The sequence below is a fragment of the Aquimarina pacifica genome (genome assembly GCF_000520955.1).
GTDB lineage: Bacteria > Bacteroidota > Bacteroidia > Flavobacteriales > Flavobacteriaceae > Aquimarina > Aquimarina pacifica.
This window is the reverse complement of the sequence record NZ_JACC01000067.1, coordinates 1-17,251: the sequence shown is the minus strand read 5'-3', so window position 1 is coordinate 17,251 and position 17,251 is coordinate 1. Positions and strand designations below refer to the sequence as shown.

The 17,251-nt window shown below is 33.8% G+C and carries 13 protein-coding genes; 2 read left to right on the top strand and 11 right to left on the bottom strand.

The genetic code is table 11. The features are described from left to right. Window positions 1-59: 59 nt before the first annotated feature. The 8 genes from DZ60_RS0121465 to DZ60_RS0121430 form a co-directional block, all read right to left on the bottom strand. Window positions 60-1,076: a potassium channel family protein gene (locus DZ60_RS0121465; protein WP_025744071.1), complete on the bottom strand. Its 1,017-nt coding sequence runs from the start codon at window positions 1,074-1,076 to the stop codon at window positions 60-62. Next, window positions 1,073-1,294 carry a PspC family transcriptional regulator gene (locus tag DZ60_RS0121460; protein ID WP_034230318.1) on the bottom strand — a complete coding sequence of 74 codons (222 nt, stop codon included), beginning with the start codon at window positions 1,292-1,294 and terminating at the stop codon, window positions 1,073-1,075. The genes DZ60_RS0121465 and DZ60_RS0121460 overlap by 4 nt, the downstream gene beginning before the upstream one ends. Window positions 1,295-1,311: 17 nt before the next feature. Beyond that, on the bottom strand, window positions 1,312-2,604 hold the full coding sequence (locus DZ60_RS0121455) for a DUF2851 family protein (RefSeq protein WP_025744069.1): 1,293 nt from the start codon (window positions 2,602-2,604) through the stop codon (window positions 1,312-1,314). Window positions 2,605-3,129: 525 nt separating this feature from the next. Next, window positions 3,130-4,110 (bottom strand): helix-turn-helix domain-containing protein, encoded by a 981-nt coding sequence (locus DZ60_RS0121450; RefSeq protein ID WP_025744068.1) that lies wholly within the window; start codon window positions 4,108-4,110, stop codon window positions 3,130-3,132. Window positions 4,111-4,319: 209 nt separating this feature from the next. Then, window positions 4,320-5,681 (bottom strand): pyridoxal-phosphate dependent enzyme, encoded by a 1,362-nt coding sequence (locus DZ60_RS0121445; RefSeq protein WP_025744067.1) that lies wholly within the window; start codon window positions 5,679-5,681, stop codon window positions 4,320-4,322. A gap of 128 nt (window positions 5,682-5,809) precedes the next feature. Next, window positions 5,810-8,479, bottom strand: a complete 2,670-nt coding sequence (locus DZ60_RS0121440; RefSeq protein WP_034230316.1) for a TonB-dependent receptor — start codon at window positions 8,477-8,479, stop codon at window positions 5,810-5,812. 25 nt (window positions 8,480-8,504) lie between these two features. Continuing rightward, entirely contained in the window at window positions 8,505-9,410 is a 906-nt protein-coding gene (locus DZ60_RS0121435) for a FecR family protein (protein ID WP_025744065.1), read from the bottom strand. A gap of 129 nt (window positions 9,411-9,539) precedes the next feature. Further along, complete coding sequence (locus DZ60_RS0121430; protein WP_025744064.1) at window positions 9,540-10,061, bottom strand: RNA polymerase sigma factor; 522 nt, start codon at window positions 10,059-10,061, stop codon at window positions 9,540-9,542. Window positions 10,062-10,203: 142 nt separating this feature from the next. On the opposite strand from DZ60_RS0121430, the gene DZ60_RS0121425 reads away from it, so the two are divergent. Both DZ60_RS0121425 and DZ60_RS0121420 read left to right on the top strand, forming a co-directional pair. Then, entirely contained in the window at window positions 10,204-13,659 is a 3,456-nt protein-coding gene (locus tag DZ60_RS0121425) for a T9SS type A sorting domain-containing protein (RefSeq protein WP_081740554.1), read from the top strand. Between the two features lie 71 nt (window positions 13,660-13,730). Further along, a complete protein-coding gene (locus tag DZ60_RS0121420; RefSeq protein ID WP_025744062.1) occupies window positions 13,731-14,426 on the top strand; it encodes a hypothetical protein in 696 nt (231 codons plus the stop codon). A gap of 268 nt (window positions 14,427-14,694) precedes the next feature. On the opposite strand, the gene DZ60_RS23630 is transcribed toward DZ60_RS0121420, so the two are convergent. From DZ60_RS23630 to DZ60_RS23625, 3 genes are all read right to left on the bottom strand, one after another. Then, window positions 14,695-15,291: a fasciclin domain-containing protein gene (locus DZ60_RS23630; protein WP_025744061.1), complete on the bottom strand. Its 597-nt coding sequence runs from the start codon at window positions 15,289-15,291 to the stop codon at window positions 14,695-14,697. Window positions 15,292-15,572: 281 nt separating this feature from the next. Continuing rightward, the gene (locus DZ60_RS0121410; RefSeq protein ID WP_034230311.1) at window positions 15,573-16,493 is read right to left on the bottom strand and encodes a PorP/SprF family type IX secretion system membrane protein; all 921 of its coding nucleotides are present in this window, start codon (window positions 16,491-16,493) and stop codon (window positions 15,573-15,575) included. A gap of 72 nt (window positions 16,494-16,565) precedes the next feature. Beyond that, a partial coding sequence (locus tag DZ60_RS23625; RefSeq protein WP_034230309.1) for a T9SS C-terminal target domain-containing protein occupies window positions 16,566-17,251 on the bottom strand: 686 nt, incomplete at its 5' end.

Sequence of the window (17,251 nt, the reverse complement as noted above, 5' to 3'; positions counted from 1 at the left end):
AAAAAAAAAGGTTCGTACAATTTTTAATTAGTTAAATATTCAGTAATCTTTACTCTATATTAGATATTAAATTCATTATTCAGAAGATTAATCTGTTCTGGTCTACCGAGAACTACTACCCTAGAACCGGGTCTTAAGACGGTATCAGCCTCGGGATTCACAATATATTCGCCATCCGGAGATTTATAACCAATAATAGTACATCCTGTTCTTGATCTCATATCTATCGTCCTAATCGTCCTCTCTTTTTGGTCATCAAACATATCTTCAAAAGATATCTCTTCAATATTAATAGACTTTCGTCCTACGATAGAAAGATTATCTAAAAACTCAATTAAATCCGGCACAACGACCAGTGAGGCCATATGATCCCCACCTATTCGATCGGGCATTATTACATTATCAGCACCTGCCAATCGTATTTTTTTATAAGAAGCATCCTGAGATGCTCTGCTAATAATTTTTAGCTTACTATTGATTTGTCGAGCAGAAAGCACAACAAATAAGTTATCTGCATCCTCTGGCAATGTGCATATTAGACAAGCTGCACGTCGAACTCCAGCTTCGATCAACACCTCATCTTCTGTTGCATTTCCTTTAAAAAATAACAGGTCATCATTCTGATGTTTATTGATAACGTTCTCGTCATTTTCTATAATAATGAAAGGTTTATCATAGGCTGATAGTTTGACCGCCGCTTGTTTTCCGTTTCGACCAAAACCAATAATAATTATATGGTTTTCTAATTGGTTTATCATTTTTTGAATTTTTCGGTGTTGAGCTCTTTTAGGGTCATTTTTACTAACAATATATTCTGTAATTACTGAAACAGAATAGGCAAATATAGATACACTGGTTGCAATCAAAAAGATTGTAAACAATTTTGCATTATCATCTAACGGTTCGACTTCACTAAAACCTACTGTAGACATTGTAATGACAGTCATATACAACGCATTCACCCATGAATAGTCAGACAGAAACCTATACCCTAATACGCCAATTGCAATTACAATAACTAATAACGCTATAGCGATATACACTTTTCGTCTCCCCCAATTATAAATCTTTATCATAAGTCAAATACAGAGGTTCGTTTTGTATACAATAAATCCTTTAATTTTAACCAAAAAGCGAGATTAAGATAAACCACAAAACCTAAACCAGCAGTGGCGAATGTAAGGTAAATAAAAAACAAACGCACATTCTTAGCCCTCATCCCTAATCTATCTGCAAGTCTTGAGGATACGTAAAATCCGTTTCGTTCTAAAAAATGTCTTAGATTATATAGCATTCTGCAAATTAATTATATTATACCGGTTTACATTCTTTATCAAGTAAATAATTACCAATTTGACACCGCAAGCAGCCGTGCTCATCGCAATACTCATTTTTAAGTTGAATCATTGCCTGAGAATGTAGAGCATTGTTCATTGGTGTTTTTAATGTTATAAATTTATCTATAATATTATTTTTTTCATAAGACAATTGAGAAATCAAGCTTAGAATATCTTCTTCGGGATGTATTCCTCGATTTTTTGCGTATATAAATCGAATTGGAATTATGGTATTAATCAATAGTAAATCAATAAATGATTTTGTAATATTCTTTTTTGTCTTTTTAGATTCTTTTCCGAAGGTGTAATGACTTTCCCAAAACTCACTTGTATTTACCTTAAAAAGATCGTAATATTCTTGAATGTTGTTTACATGAATAACCTTGCTAAAAAGTTGGTCGTTTTTAAAATACAACATAGCTAATTGAGCTAACCGTACTGTCGGAAAATTTGGTGGTCTCAATCTAAAAAACTGAAACGGAATCACTCCTCGAGGGTCAAGTCCAAATTTAGTTTTTAAATAGCTATACTCCTTCTGTAAATTAACAACATATTCATGAGGCACTTTACTTTCTAATAAGCCTGATTGACCAAAGAATAGCGCTTCTAACTGAATTAGACTTTGAGAACATTTTCTTACTTCTGAAAAATCTAGGGAATTGGCTACACTCAAAAATGCTTCTCCATTTACTTTAAGTCCAAAATTCTTGAATAATAATTTAAACAAAACGGCTTCCCAGTTATTAGACGACTTTCTCAAAAGCTCTAAAATCAATATTGACTTTTGTTCTAAACGTTCGAAATACAATCGTTCTTGCCAATTTGATATTATAAATTCTGAAACATCCGGCAATTGTTTTTCACAAGGAATCCATCGACGAGCTCTGTCTTCAAAAAGCATATTGTATTGCACTAGTAATTCGGGCTCGACGTAATCCTTTAGCTGTAATGTTGGAATAATTGAATTATCATTTCTAAAGATCTGAACGGTATCTTCCCAAACTACATGAAGAATTACATTATCATAGGATGAATCATTCTCATGGTTATGAACATACCAGTCGTTCGACTTGATATGCACCTCTACATTACCTGCCCATTTCTGGCCATTAATACTTACTCTTGCATCAAAAAAATCTGGTCCAGAATTATTTATATTATGTACCCCAACATGATGAAGAATTAGATCTTCGTTTTGGGTTGTTTTTAAATTACAAAGTTCAAACTTTTTAAATTTCCATAGGTATTGCAGAAAATCTTCTTTCATAGCGGATGAAAATACTAAAAAAAAATCGAAAAAAAATCTCATCCCTATTTAACAATAAAATCACAAAAGAACTCAGGCGAATTGTAGGAGCAAAAAACTAATTGTTATGAGCTTAAACCTACGTTTTTAACCTACAATATCTATCAAAAACATAAATTTCTAAATTTTACGCCTCTACCACGTAAAAAAAATGGTAAAACATTAAAAAACAAAAATAAACGTAAATCACTCTAAACAAAGTAATTACGTGAATCAATTGATATCATTGATATTCAAGCTGCTTAGAAATGTACTATTGGTAATATTTTATGTATTAATGGAAAACTGAACTACAAATTCATTTCTTTTCTTTGTTACAGAGTTAATGGGGAAGTTGATTCAATAAAAAATATAACAATTACAAAACCCTAAGCTAAGTTGAGTTTGTGTTAGGTTATAGATGGTTGCCAAATGGCAACCATCTTTATTTTGGACTACATCTACAAAGACGCGCCCTTATACTTTATTAAATCGTTGTAGCGTTTTCTAAATATTTATGTCGGGATACATATTAAACTTATTAAAAAAAGCCTTCCTAAATTTTGAAGAATTAGAATAATGAAGTGTATCCATTACTTCTCGTATTGACATTCTATCTCCAATTATCATGTTATAAGAAAATTCAAGTCTTTTATTATTAAAAAATTCTAATGGTGTTTGATTGTGAATTTCTTTAAACATATTAAAAAAATTAGTCCTACTCATATGTGCCATTGCTGCCAATTGGTCTACACCTATAAAAGGCTCTTTAACATTACCCTCTAAATAGTTACTTACTTTATAGATATTTCCTACCTGAGAACTATTAATGTTAAAAGGGTTGCTTTCTGTCTCCCATCGCAAAACATCCTTCCAAAATGTTTCTAAAAGCCTTATTCCTCTTGAAATAAAATACAGGTAATTTTCTACTCTATTAACCTCGGGTTGCACTATTTGATCAAAAAGTTTTGATTGTTTATATGATAGATAAAATTTATTGATATGCTGATGAGAGTAGCGGATATATCGATCTACCTTTGCAGCCATATCATTATTTTTCATAAAATAAGGTTGGGTATACGAACTTTTTAAGACAATCATTGTAGATTTTACCTCAGCTCCCTTTGTTATAAAAACCTGCTCCCCTCTTCTTGCATCCATACACCTCATATTTCCTGGGGTATAACTATCAGAATATGTACTTATAATCTGATCTTTTTCTAATTCATGATCCAGCGCATATTTCCTAAAGTGAAGAATAATATCCTTCTCTTCTATGGGTTGGCGATAATATTCTATATCGGTATTTGCCCTATAATTATTAAGCAAAAGGTAGACTTCTGGTGATATTTTATAGTAAGACAAATACCCTTCACCGATCTCGGGAGGGAAATAAATTCGGTCTCCAATACCATCTGGATCTAATTCTGATCTAAAGTAGGCTCTTAACTTATCAATATCAGAAAAGTCAAACGAATATTTATACATACTGCTACACTTATTTTACAAATTTTGACCTACAGAAATATAGTTGCTATCTGTTTGAATTTGCAATTACAATATTTTTCTTGGTAAAAACCAAGTCCAAAACAACAGTACTCACTTTCTTATAGGGACTTAAATAAAGATAAAAAACAGCCCCTTTACCAGCCTACTTAACCGATAGAGGGGATTAATCATCATCTAAATATAAGAATTTATTTTATATGGCTAATAACATCGTACTTGGTTATAATATGATGTCCCCCATTCTCTAAAGCTACCAAAACAGCGGGATTACCATTCTTAATGAGTTTTGATATCTCATCAAGTGAAGTTTTTGCATTAACCACAGGAAATGGAGCATTCATTATTTCTTTAATGGGTGTGCTGCCGGTATTTTTATCTTCAAGAAACGCGGTAAACAAAGCACTTTCATCAACCGAACCTACAAAACCTTCACTATCTATAACAGGAATTTGTGATATTTTGAACTTACGCATTCTCTCAATAGCATGAGATACCAGTTCTTCCGTTTTAACAGTAATAAGAGACTTCTCTAAATGATCTTTTACCAAATCACTTGCTGTCGACACTTCTTCTTCAAGAAATCCTCTTTCTCGCATCCAATCATCATTGAACATTTTACCTACATATCTACTACCATGATCATGAAATAAAATAACCACAACATCTTCTTTTGAAAAATGTTCTTTCAATTGAAGTAATCCCTTTATTGCTGCTCCAGCACTATTCCCCAAAAACATACCTTCTTCTTTGGCCAGTCTTTGCGTATATACCGCAGCATCTTTATCGGTAACTTTTGTAAAACCATCAATTACTGAAAAATCTACATTTGCCGGTAAAATATCCTCTCCTATACCTTCTGTTATGTATGAATAAATTTCATTTTCATCAAAAATACCTGTTTCGTGGTATTTTTTAAAAACAGAACCATAGGTATCTACTCCCCAAATTTTGATGTTCGGATTTTTTTCTTTTAAGTATTTCCCGACTCCAGAAATTGTTCCTCCGGTTCCCACTCCCACTATAAAATGGGTTACTCTCCCTTCTGTCTGCTCCCAGATTTCTGGTCCTGTACTTTCATAATGAGCTAGTGCATTAGAAGGATTATCATATTGATTTACATACCACGAATTTGGGGTTTCTTCTGCTAACCTTTTGGATACTGAATAGTAAGATCTTGGATCATCTGGCTCTACATTCGTAGGACATACCATAACCTTGGCGCCTACAGCTCTAAGAATATCCATTTTTTCTTTCGACTGTTTATCTGCCATTACGCAAATCAGCTTGTACCCTTTTATAATAGCTACCAAAGCCAACCCCATACCTGTATTACCCGAAGTACCTTCTATAATAGTCGCTCCTGGTTGTAACCTACCATCAGCTTCGGCATCCTCAATCATCTTAAGGGCCATTCTATCTTTAACCGAATTTCCTGGGTTAAATGTCTCATATTTTGATAGTACCAAAGCATCAACTTCATCTACCAAAGCATTTAACTGGACCAAAGGGGTATTACCTATTGTCTCTAGTATATTTTTCGCGTACTTCACATGTATAGTTTTATTGTATCAAAGATACGATCTTGAATATCGACTGGCAATTTTTAGCAAAGATTAACAATTTACAGAATACCAAACCTCCAGTGTATTTTTAGAGTAGTACAAAAAAGTTTTTTGCTCTAAAAAAACAATCTAAATACCGCATTGGGGGTTATCCCTAATGAAAATCGTTGAATCACCTGCTCTAAAATAAGCTCAAGTTCTTCTGGTGTAGAACCATCTGTTCCTTCTATTGCTATCCCTCCATCATCTAGAGGTTTTCGTTCTGCTTTATATATTAGATTTAGCGGCTTAACTCTATTATAAATATTTAGGAATGATACCCCAAACTGTCCTTTTAGCTTTTTGCTTCCTGATTTGATATCAAAATCATATAATATAGAAGCATCTAATCTATGGAAATCGGGTAATTGATCACTGTTTACAGCTCCAAAGTTTACTACACCAGCATTCTCGCCATCAGCATCAATTTTGATTTCATAGCTATTTACTGGAGTAATTGGTTTTCCGGTTCTAAACTGCCAACCCAGAGAAAACTGCCATTTTTCTAGTTGCAACGTATTCGAAATCCTCAATTGATGGGTAATATCATTGTTTCCAGGAAATTTTGAAGATGTATCCTCTATATTAGGAAACTGAAATGTAATATCATTATATGTATAACCCAGCCAAATTTTGTAATTGTTCCAGCTATGTTTTAATAAAAAATCTACGCCCTTGATCGTACTTTCTCCTTCTTCTAGGTTCTCTAACGGGTTGCTAAACCCACTTGTAAATGTGGTCAGACCTTTGAGTTCTTTGTAGTAAGCATCAATATCAACGTTCAAATTCTTATTATTATACAATATGCCACCAGAGATTTGATTGCTTCTTAACAACGGAAATTCTTGATCATCTGACAAGCGCCATAATTCATTTTCTAAACGCAGCTCGGTATGATTAAATTCTACTAATTGAGAAATGGGTTGATTTCTTCTTTCAATTGCCGTTTTTAGTCGTATACGATCATGTAACGGAAATTCTAGATTAATACGTGGTTCTACTAAAAACTTATCTAAAGAAGTGTAATGCACCAACCTAAGCCCGGTATTAACAAATCCATTGTTTCTGAGATTAAAAGTATACTCACCAAACAATGCATTTTGTAAGTTATTATCCTCTTGGATTGACCGCTCTATTTCTTCGTCAATAGGGTTTTCACTACTAATAATTACTTCTAATTCAGTATACGAAAACTCATACCCTAATGTTATCTTTTGTGTTTCTTTAATCCTAGAGGTTGATGTAAATTTTGCGCCTATATCGGTGATTCTATTTTTTCGAATGTTAATTTCTGCTAGATCTAAAATACCGTCATCTGTTTCATCTTTTATTTCATTATTTTGATAAAAAGAATCGTATTCAGAAAAATACGTTGTAACCTTTTCTTCTTGTTTCTCACTTGTTATATGCCGCCAATTTGCACTTACTCCTTTATTTTGGGTTATTAATGAATCTATTACAATCTCATCCCCACCCTTAAAATCAAAATCCAGTCTGTTTCTTGTATATAAACCACTAATAGCGAGGTGATTTTTTTTATTCGGTTTTAGAATTACTTTAGAACTAATATCTGTGAAATAAAAATCATTGTTACTTGTATCTGGACTAAAATCATCATCTATTTCGAGCTCTAATATATTTCCGTTACTATCTCGAGCTATTCCAAAATTTGTAAAAATCTTATCTTCATAACTTTGATAAGAAGGTGTTCGCATAACATCAGCATATGACCTTCTTGCAAAAGCATACAAAGCGATTTTTTCTGACAAAGGTGTTTTTACAAAACCATTTACAGAAAGACCGTCTATCTCAAACCCTCCTTTTGTTCTTTCTGGGATCACATCTCCACTAGAAACATCAATGATTCCAGAAATACGATCTCCGTAAGTCGCACTAGTACCTGATCTGTATACAATTGCTTTTTGGGTTGCAAAAGGGTTAAATAACGAAAACATCCCATAAAAATATCCTGTATTATATAATTTAATATCATCATACAAAATCAAATTTTGATCGGGTGAACCTCCACGAATCTGTATACCCGTTGCAGACTCATCGAGTGTCGAAATACCAGGAATTAACTGGATACTCTGCGCTATATCAGGACTTACCAACCCCGGCAAAATTCCTAACCTGTCACTATCTAAAGTAATAGCCCCATCTTTATTCCTATCAATCCCAGTAGTCACATATCCTAATACCAATACTTCTTCTAAGGCAGATGAGTTTGGCATTAGACCAATCTGAGCACAAGGCTCTCCTATAGCAATGGCCACTTTTTTTTCTTCATACCCCATAAAATTAATATGAACACCTTCTTTTTTAGTACGTATCTTATTAAAATTGAAGTATCCTAATGTATCAGTAACTGTAGTACGGTTTTCATCTATAACTACAGTAACATATGGTAAAGGTTCTTTGGTAAGATCATCATAAATGTAACCACAAAGGATTTGTTTTTGAGCTATTATGACTTGCTTTGGGGATACTTTTTCAAAAATGAGTCCCGTTTGCATTTCCATTACCCGTAATAACTCTTTTAGCGTTATTTCTTGTTTTGAAAGGCTAATTTTTTTAGAAACTATAGTTTCTTGGGCATACGAAAAAAGAATTGATGTTTTAGATTCTATATCAATTATAACCTCTTTAAGTGATTGCTCAGAATAAGTAACCGTTAATTTTTCTTGGGCGTAGCCAGATAAGCAACACCACAATAGAACTATGAATACTAGACAGAATTGTTTCATTAAACTATTAAAATTCTTGGTGATTTTATTGTAGATATACTATTGTCTTATCATCTGATAGTGTATACAAAATCCCCATAGGTAATAATGTGGATTTAAGAGCTTTTTCGATATCATCATGTATAAAACTTCCTGTAAACAATCTAGAAACATCTGTATTTCCTATTTCAACCGTAATTTTATACTGGATACTTAACTCATCAAGAACTTCTTGTAAAGGGCGATCTCTAAATACACTAATTCCTTGTATCCAATTTGGAAGGTCTTCCTTTATTTTTTGGTTTTGAAGTTCTCCATCAGATATAAGTACTTGGTCTCCTTTTTCTAAAATATGATATTCTTCTGTAGTAAATGTATCAAATCTGACAGCTCCTTCAAAACAGTTTAACTCAAATAATTTGGATCTTGTTTTAATATTGAATTTAGTTCCTAACACGGTTACTTTTCCATAATCGGTAACAACCTCAAAATCCTTTCCTTTTTCTACCTCAAAATAGGCTTCTCCCTGTAAATTTACTCTACGGTTATCTAACCATAAAAAACGCTTATGGCTAAGCGTAGAGTTAGCATTAAGTTGTATTTTTGATCCATCAGGTAAAATGACTGCCAGTTTTTCTCCTGATATCGTAGTATAATTTTTTGTAAGAGTTAGCATCCCGACAATTCCAAAAACAATAACAATCGAAGCTGCAATAGTGACCCAAGTTTTTTTATTGAGTAGCCTTTTCCTTCCGAAAGAAATTTTTTCTTTGACTCTAATTAAAGAAGCTCTTTTATCAAGAGTGGGCGCTTTAAACTTCTGGGCTTCTTCATTTATTCTATAAAAGTCCTGATAGTCCTCTGATGCCATAAATTCAGACAATTCTTCCGTACTCAATTCGCCGGCTACCCAGCGGGCTATAAATGTTTCATCTAATTCGTATTTTTTCATGGCGGTAAGAAAGTCTATCGCTTTCTATAATTTAAGGTTATTATTAATAAAAAATCATCTTCTAAGTAGTTCTTTTTAGTTATCTCTACTTACAATACAGGTGATTTTGTAATTACCCTATTTATTTTTTTAAATATTTATTTCACTCCCCAATAATTTTCTAAGTGTAATAAACGCATTACTCATTCTTCTTTCTACAGCTTTAACAGATATACCCGTAATCTCAGCAATTTCTTTGTATGTCTTTTTATCAATTCTACTTAATAAAAATACTTCTCGTTCTTTTGCTGAGAGTTTCGAAATAGAAGATTCTAACTTTTCTTTAAACTGATCTGCTTCCATAATAAACTCTGGGCTTTCATTATTTCTATCCGAATGAGGAATAGATTCATAGCGAAGTACTACTTTTTGATGTGCAAATTCATTGAGAAGCGCATTATTACAAATAGTAAAAATCAATGACTTTGCTTTTTCATAGATAATTTCTGCACATTTCTTCCACAATTTCACAAAAGCATCCTGTGCGATATCTTCTGCCTGTTGCAGATTACCACACTTATAATACATATAATTCCTTGCTGATTCAAAATGGGCATTAAATAAGGAATCAAAATTTTTTTCCTCGCAAACAGATTGCTTTTTATTCGGCATTAGGTATTCGGTTTACTTAATAATCAAAACTAATTAAAAAAAAATGAAAATAAAATTAGGGTGTATTCAAACTTGACTGTAATACTAATAAACAATCGAAGTATTATCAATTTAAAAGAAAAAGTAATTATACAAACCCCTAATGATGAAAAGACTATTACTATTACTATGGATATTCATTATATCTATGTACAACCTACAAGCACAATGCAACCCAGGAGAGGATACAACAGCTCCCGTTTTTGGTGATTTTGGAGACGGAACCTTAGCTAAACCTTTTCGCAATTTATCACAAGAAACTGTTGGTAATGTTCCTAGTGGCACTTACTATTTTAATTTTAACAGCAGCACATTCCTAGGTGAACTTGACAATGATACCGATGGTGGCGGCTGGTTAATGATTCTTAATTATGTGCACCTTGCGGGTGATAATTCTGACCTTACCGTGCGCAATACGGATCTCCCCCTATTAGGTTCTTCTACATTAGGAGACAATGAAGCAGGAACCGCCAACTGGGGGCATTTTGGCAATGCCTTAGCGTCAGATATAGATTTTAAAGAAATACGCTTTTATGCTGAAACAAGTGGACATAGCAGAATAATTAATTTTAAAACAGATTATGCCCCTGTACTTGAGTACGTAAAGACTGGTTCGGGTTCTTTTTCGGGGTTGAACGATAATAGCAACTATTCTCCTTTTTCGGACCATACAGCATTTGCACCAGGTTTAGCAGGGTCTGGATTTAATAATGCCGGGAATCTAGCATTAACAAATTTTCCGTTTTACGCTCCCGGAAATTATCATTGGGGAATTAGAGGATTAGGAAATCGATGGGAAGTCGATGATTTTGCAATAAATACACAAAGTACAATACATAGAGTATGGGTACGTGGGGACCTTTCTCCTATAGGAGCTAATTCTATAATAGTATCTCTGGATGAAACTGGTAATATTACAATTTCACCAGATGATTTTGGCCCTAACGCTACAGATAATTGTAGTACGGTTGTTTATACTCTTAGCCAAACTGAATTTGATTGTAATGATATAGGAAGCAATGATCTCTTACTTACGGCTACCGATGATCAAAATAATGCTACTACTATTGACGTAACTGTTATCATAGAAGATACAACTGGTCCAGAAATTACGATAACTACTGACCTATCAATCCCTTTTGTTTTGGATCCTATTACCAATACAGTATCTATTACAGCAGTCGATTTAGGACTAACTGCTACAGATAACTGTGAATTACAAAGTATTACTATGAGTAACACTGATTTTGACTGTAACACCTTATGGTCACAACCGATTACTATTACTGCAACTGATATCAATGGTAATATGAGTAATCAGGATATTCGTGTTACTATCTCTGATCCTATTCCTCCTTCAATTTCATGTATCAGTAATTATAATATCGTATTAGATGGTAATGGTGAGGCACGTCTTACCCCAGAGGATGTTATTGCCGAAGTTTCTGATAATTGTAATGTAAATACTTGGCTTAGTAAAGGATATTTCGATTGTTCTGATATAGGAGAACAAGATGTTACTATCTATGTTGCAGATAATGGGGGGAATTCTAGTCAATGTATTGTTACGGTCACTGTAGATGTAGAATGTGTATCAGATATTATTTTGGACAATGATCCTAATCTTTGTGGTGCAATCTACGAATATATTGGATGCTATACTTTAGTTTCAGGATTAGAGAGCGGAAGTATTTTCCCTATTGGTACTACCACTAATGTTATAGAAATTACAGATTCTAGCGGAACGACCTCTCAATGTAGTTTTGATGTTACAGTGAACGATACACAGGCCCCATTATATGAAGTACAAGACCAGTTCTTGGTTTTAGATCAAAATGGTTCAAGTACAATAACTGTAGAAAACCTTATAGGGGCACACCCATCTGCTCCGAAATATACTGTTCAATCATTAGGAACCTTTGATCCTACAGATATTTCTTCTACAGGAACAGAAATAATACTTGAAGATGATGAAGTATCGACAGCATTACCTATTGGATTTAGCTTTAATTTTTATGGTTTAGACTATACCGAATTTTATATCTCCTCTAATGGATTTATTACTTTCTCTGATGAAGATGAAAATGGATGCTGTGACGGAGATATTCTACCCAATACAAACACCCCCAATAACCTTATTGCCTTTGACTGGACAGATCTCAACCCTTCTAACGAAGGCACGATACGATATACAACAATAGGAACGGCTCCTAACCGAATACTAATTGTTGATTTTAATGGAGTTGAATACTATGAAACAGCACCAGACGCCACTACAATACAGATAAAGCTTTTTGAAGGCACTAATTATATTGAAATTCATAGTACATCTACACTCGACGCCGGGAATGATAAAACGCAAGGGTTAGAAAACATAGATGGTACCGAAGCGGTTGTGGTTCCCAAACGTAACTCAACTGTATGGACTAGTACGAACGAATATATTGTATTTGCTCCAGTCCAAAGTGCGTATGACAATTGTGGTATTGATGAGATTGTGATCTCTAGAACTTCTTTTGACTGTACCGATCTAGGGATAAACGAAATAGATGTGACAGTAACAGATATTCATGGAAACAGGGATGAACAAACCGCTATGGTCACTATCACCGCAAGTGATACTACTCCTCCAATAATCTCTCTAACCGGAGAAAATACCCTAATTATCTCTCGTGGATCAGGATATACAGAACTAGGTGCCAGCACAGATGATGGGTCTCCTGTTTCTATTGATAATAGTGATTTTATTGACACTCCTGGCACGTATACTATCCGTTATAATGCCACTGACTTATCATGTAATCATGCTATAGAAGTTCTTCGTACGGTTACTGTAACCCCATGTGCTATAGATATGTTGGCAGATACCAATTTTGAAATTGAAACCAATAGTTTGACATGTCCAGGTAAAAACAATGGTATCCTTACTATTAATGCCACCGAAAATCTGGATTATATCGTAACCATGAATAATGAATTCTATACATTCAACACGAATCTTGTTATAGAAAACTTAGCATCAGGAGTCTATACAACTTGTATAGCCATTGATGGCAACGAAAATTGCACAAAATGTTATGAAATAGTGATTGAAGGTGCTCCAGTATTGACAGGAAAAACAAGCATAGACAGTATAAGCAATAAAATAAAGGTAGATATAGAATCGGGTACCGCACCTTACACTGTAGCTGTAGACAATAAAATAGTGGGCGAGTACACTACAAAAAGTTTTGAAATCAATATAAAAAATGGGAATGTCATAGAAATATTCTCTAAAGACGCTTGCCAAGGTAAAATAACTACTAAAATAAATGTTTCTGGAGATATAAATGCATACCCTAACCCAACCCGCAAAAATGCAACTCTTTCTCTACCTATCACTACGAGTGATCAGATACAGATAGAGATACATAATGCATTGGGAGTAAGAGTACTTTCTGGAGTATATGAAGTCTTCGAAAACAACGTAGAATTGCCATTGCAAGATATGTCGGCCGGAGTATATTTTGTAACCATAAATCAACAAGAATCGACAACATTAAGAATTATAAAACAATAAAAGAACATCCTCTTGCCATAACTAAGCAAGGGGGATTTACAAATATTTAATTAAAAATAATCATTATACCTATGAAATACTATATATATACTGTCATAAGCAGCCTACACCTTTTTATATCGTGTACAACTGAGGATTTTACTCCTTTAGAATACCCATTAACTAATGATGCTTTTACGCCAAGTACAGCAAACTTACTATACCCCACAAGAAATCTCATTTGTACAAATAAGAACCTCGAATTTAATTGGTCCAAATCAAGTCCGCGTACCCAAGGAACAATTACCTATGATATACAGATTGCTGTAGATAGAGAATTTGACCAAATTGCATATTCTACTTCGACTTCTTCAACTTCAGCTACTTTTAATTTAGAAACGGGAACTTCTTATTTTTGGAGAGTAAAGGCACAAGACAGTAGAGGTGGTCATATTTATTCGAGTATCCAAACATTCAGTACTGAAGCAGAAGCAAGTATCAATATAATCCCTTCAATTTCATCTACTATAAGTCCTTCGTTAGGTGAAATAGTTCAAGGTACGACAACAACTCTTAATTGGAAAGCAACAGACGCTGATAATGATGTATTATCATATGATGTTTATTTTGGTGATTCGTTCCCTCCTATGTTATTAGTAGAAAACGTTGATACCTCTAGTCTAGAGGTTGATATCCTAGCAAACACAACCTATTACTGGAAAATAGTTGCAAAAGATGACAAACAAGGAGCTGCGATAGGACCTGACTGGAATTTTAGTACCAACTAAACATCACATTATAATCTTCTCAAAACAATGATGACGTAAACATCGAGAATTATACTATAATTGAATAGACAAACCACTTACTTGATTTTGTAAGTGGTTTTTTTAGTTAAACCCGGTTTATGTAATGAAACAAGTTAAATAAACATTCGATTTCGAAGACACAACTCACTCCTTTTTTTATATTTCTGGAAACTCAACTCACAAAAAAACGGAAACCTTATTTATTAGGCTTCCGTTTTAAAATATTTTTGGTTTATGAGAGAATACCCTATTGCTTTGGCATCATTACGGCTTCTGTAGTATGAATTATTCCGTTTGAGGCCTCAATATCATTATTCATTAATCTACCTGCATTTCCTCTTTCATCTATTAAATAAATTTTATCACCCTTCATAGAAGCTGTCAACCTTGTTCCTCCAATAGTTTTTAGCTTTACACTTCCGCCATATTCTTTTATAGCTTTTATAATGTCTTGCCTATTAATTACACCAGGAATGACATGATAATTTAAAATTGAAAGAAGTTTTTCTTGATTTTCAGGTTTTTTTAGATTTTCTAACATTTTTGGAGGTAATCTATCTAATGCCCCATTGGTGGGAGCAAAAATTGTATACGGTCCTTTTTCTTCAAACTTTTTATCGTACCCTGTAGAGGTAACAATTCCGAATAACTTTGTAAATCCAACGTCGGCAGATAAAACTTCAGAAATTGTAGGGATTTTTTCTTCAACAGCTAATATGTTAGCCTGAGCTATTAACTTATCATTTTGGTTTACAGGACTATTTGTTTTCTTATTTTCAGCACAAGAATTCAATACTAATAATCCTGAAATAGCAATGATACGGAATGATGTCTTAAAATTCATTTGGTAAAATTTTATTATAAATATATTTCACATTGAATTAAAACAAACATGTAAATGAGAATTCGTAGGTCTTAAATTAGTAAGTGTTAGTGCTATATATATTTATGATAAACTACTATATATTCAATATCATACTAGTCTACCAAGTCAAATCCAAAGCCTAGACACAAACTACATTGTCTGAAAATAGACATTATCAACATTCATATTATTTTTATGAAAGCCCTTTTATAAATAGCGCTCTCAAAGCACATAACACTTTGTTTATCTGACCACTGAATTCACTTTTGCACAAACCCTTCTCCCAGACGATAACTCAACACGATACCATGAGAATTATTGATAGGTGAACTTCTTAATGCTTGATTGTAGGTATAAAGGACTCTAAAATGATTAAACATATAAAATCCTGCTAAAAAATTAATGGACTCACTAGTTCTATATCCTATACCCGCTTCAATCCTATTTTTGTAGTTCACGGTAAAATTAAGATCTACTTGCGCAGGTGCTCCAGAAACATATTTAAATAACACATTGGGTTTCATCATTACTTCTTGAAAATGAGTAGCAAAAAACCTATATCCGCCGTAGGCGTATAATACATTTTCAAGTTCGATATCCTTATCAGAAGCGAAAGAAGTTCCTAAAACATTCGGAGCAGAAAAACCTATGTATATATGCTCGTGATTATATAAGACACCGACACCCATCGTAGGAATTGTTGTATTTGTGTTATTTGTAAAATTGGGATCATCTTGTATCCCTAGAGACACTAAGTTTTCATTATAAAACAACGCTCCTGTCGTCATACCAAATGATAACACATTTGGATTATAAGACCACCATCTTGCCCTATTGTAGTTATGATCAAAAACAATTTTGTAGGCATATGACAGAAATAGGTTTGTGGTTTTGGTTACTCCTACCTCATCTGCAATAAATCCTGCTCCTAATCCCATATTTTTGTCGCCTACAGGACTATTGACAGATACCCCTATATTTCTGGGGCTTCCTTCTAGTTGATTAAAATATCCATTATTCGTCAATGTGATATCGGTATCAGGGTAATACCCTGCATGTGCCGGATTAATTGATACTGTATTGTAGTCATAATGAGCAAACATTGGTGTTTGCTGTCCCCAGACCGAAAAACAAATATTACTACATATTAGAAATAAGCTTCGTGTAATTATCTTTTTCATTCGCGTATAATTAAAAAAACTGAACATATCTTATAGCTTCCTTATCCGTATTGTAAATTGTGGTATTCTCGACTAGCGCTTAATCACTAAGAAACCTGTGGGTTTTCTAAACGAAGTAGTTCCTTGCACCTGAATGGTATAGAAATATGTTCCTTCAGGTAATTTATCCGCACCGGCACTTCTTTTTCTATTCGCTATTCCACTAAAAACCCTGCTAGAGTTATTATAACCATCGACTTGAAAAACAAGATCTCCCCATCGGTTGTATATGGTCACTTTATTATTCGGAAACTCTTCTATACCATCTATTTCCCAAAATTCTCGAATTCCGTCTCCATTCGGAGAAAACCCATATGCTGTTGTATCTTCAGGAAGTGCTTCTACATAAACCGTTACAATATCCTCCTCAATACATCCCTGATCATTTGTATAGATCACTTCATAACTAGTGGTCTCTGTTGGTGAAGCAATCGGATCAGCTATTAGTGGGTCACTTAATCCTGTAACTGGAGACCATGAAAATGTACCAGAACTAGGAACTGTATAGGCCATTAACTGAACCTCTTCTCCTTCTTGTATCTCTATATCTTCTCCTGCATCTACATATGTTGCAAACTGCTCGATTATAAAACTACAATCAGTTATATTTCCCGAACCATCCGTTGCTGTCATCGTAATTTGCATGCCTGGTGTAAAAGCAGATCCGGCAGCAGGACTTTGTGTAATCACAGGAATCTCGCCAGAATCATCTGTAGCTG

Coding starts and splice junctions, on each gene's coding strand:
- DZ60_RS0121450 (WP_025744068.1), bottom strand. CDS start 4,110: ATGTATAAATATTCGTTTGACTTTTCTGATATTGATAAGTTAAGAGCC.
- DZ60_RS0121455 (WP_025744069.1), bottom strand. CDS start 2,604: ATGAAAGAAGATTTTCTGCAATACCTATGGAAATTTAAAAAGTTTGAA.
- DZ60_RS0121430 (WP_025744064.1), bottom strand. CDS start 10,061: ATGCCGAATAAAAAGCAATCTGTTTGCGAGGAAAAAAATTTTGATTCC.
- DZ60_RS0121460 (WP_034230318.1), bottom strand. CDS start 1,294: ATGCTATATAATCTAAGACATTTTTTAGAACGAAACGGATTTTACGTA.
- DZ60_RS23630 (WP_025744061.1), bottom strand. CDS start 15,291: ATGAATTTTAAGACATCATTCCGTATCATTGCTATTTCAGGATTATTA.
- DZ60_RS0121465 (WP_025744071.1), bottom strand. CDS start 1,076: ATGATAAAGATTTATAATTGGGGGAGACGAAAAGTGTATATCGCTATA.
- DZ60_RS0121410 (WP_034230311.1), bottom strand. CDS start 16,493: ATGAAAAAGATAATTACACGAAGCTTATTTCTAATATGTAGTAATATT.
- DZ60_RS0121425 (WP_081740554.1), top strand. CDS start 10,204: ATGATGAAAAGACTATTACTATTACTATGGATATTCATTATATCTATG.
- DZ60_RS0121420 (WP_025744062.1), top strand. CDS start 13,731: ATGAAATACTATATATATACTGTCATAAGCAGCCTACACCTTTTTATA.
- DZ60_RS0121440 (WP_034230316.1), bottom strand. CDS start 8,479: ATGAAACAATTCTGTCTAGTATTCATAGTTCTATTGTGGTGTTGCTTA.
- DZ60_RS0121435 (WP_025744065.1), bottom strand. CDS start 9,410: ATGAAAAAATACGAATTAGATGAAACATTTATAGCCCGCTGGGTAGCC.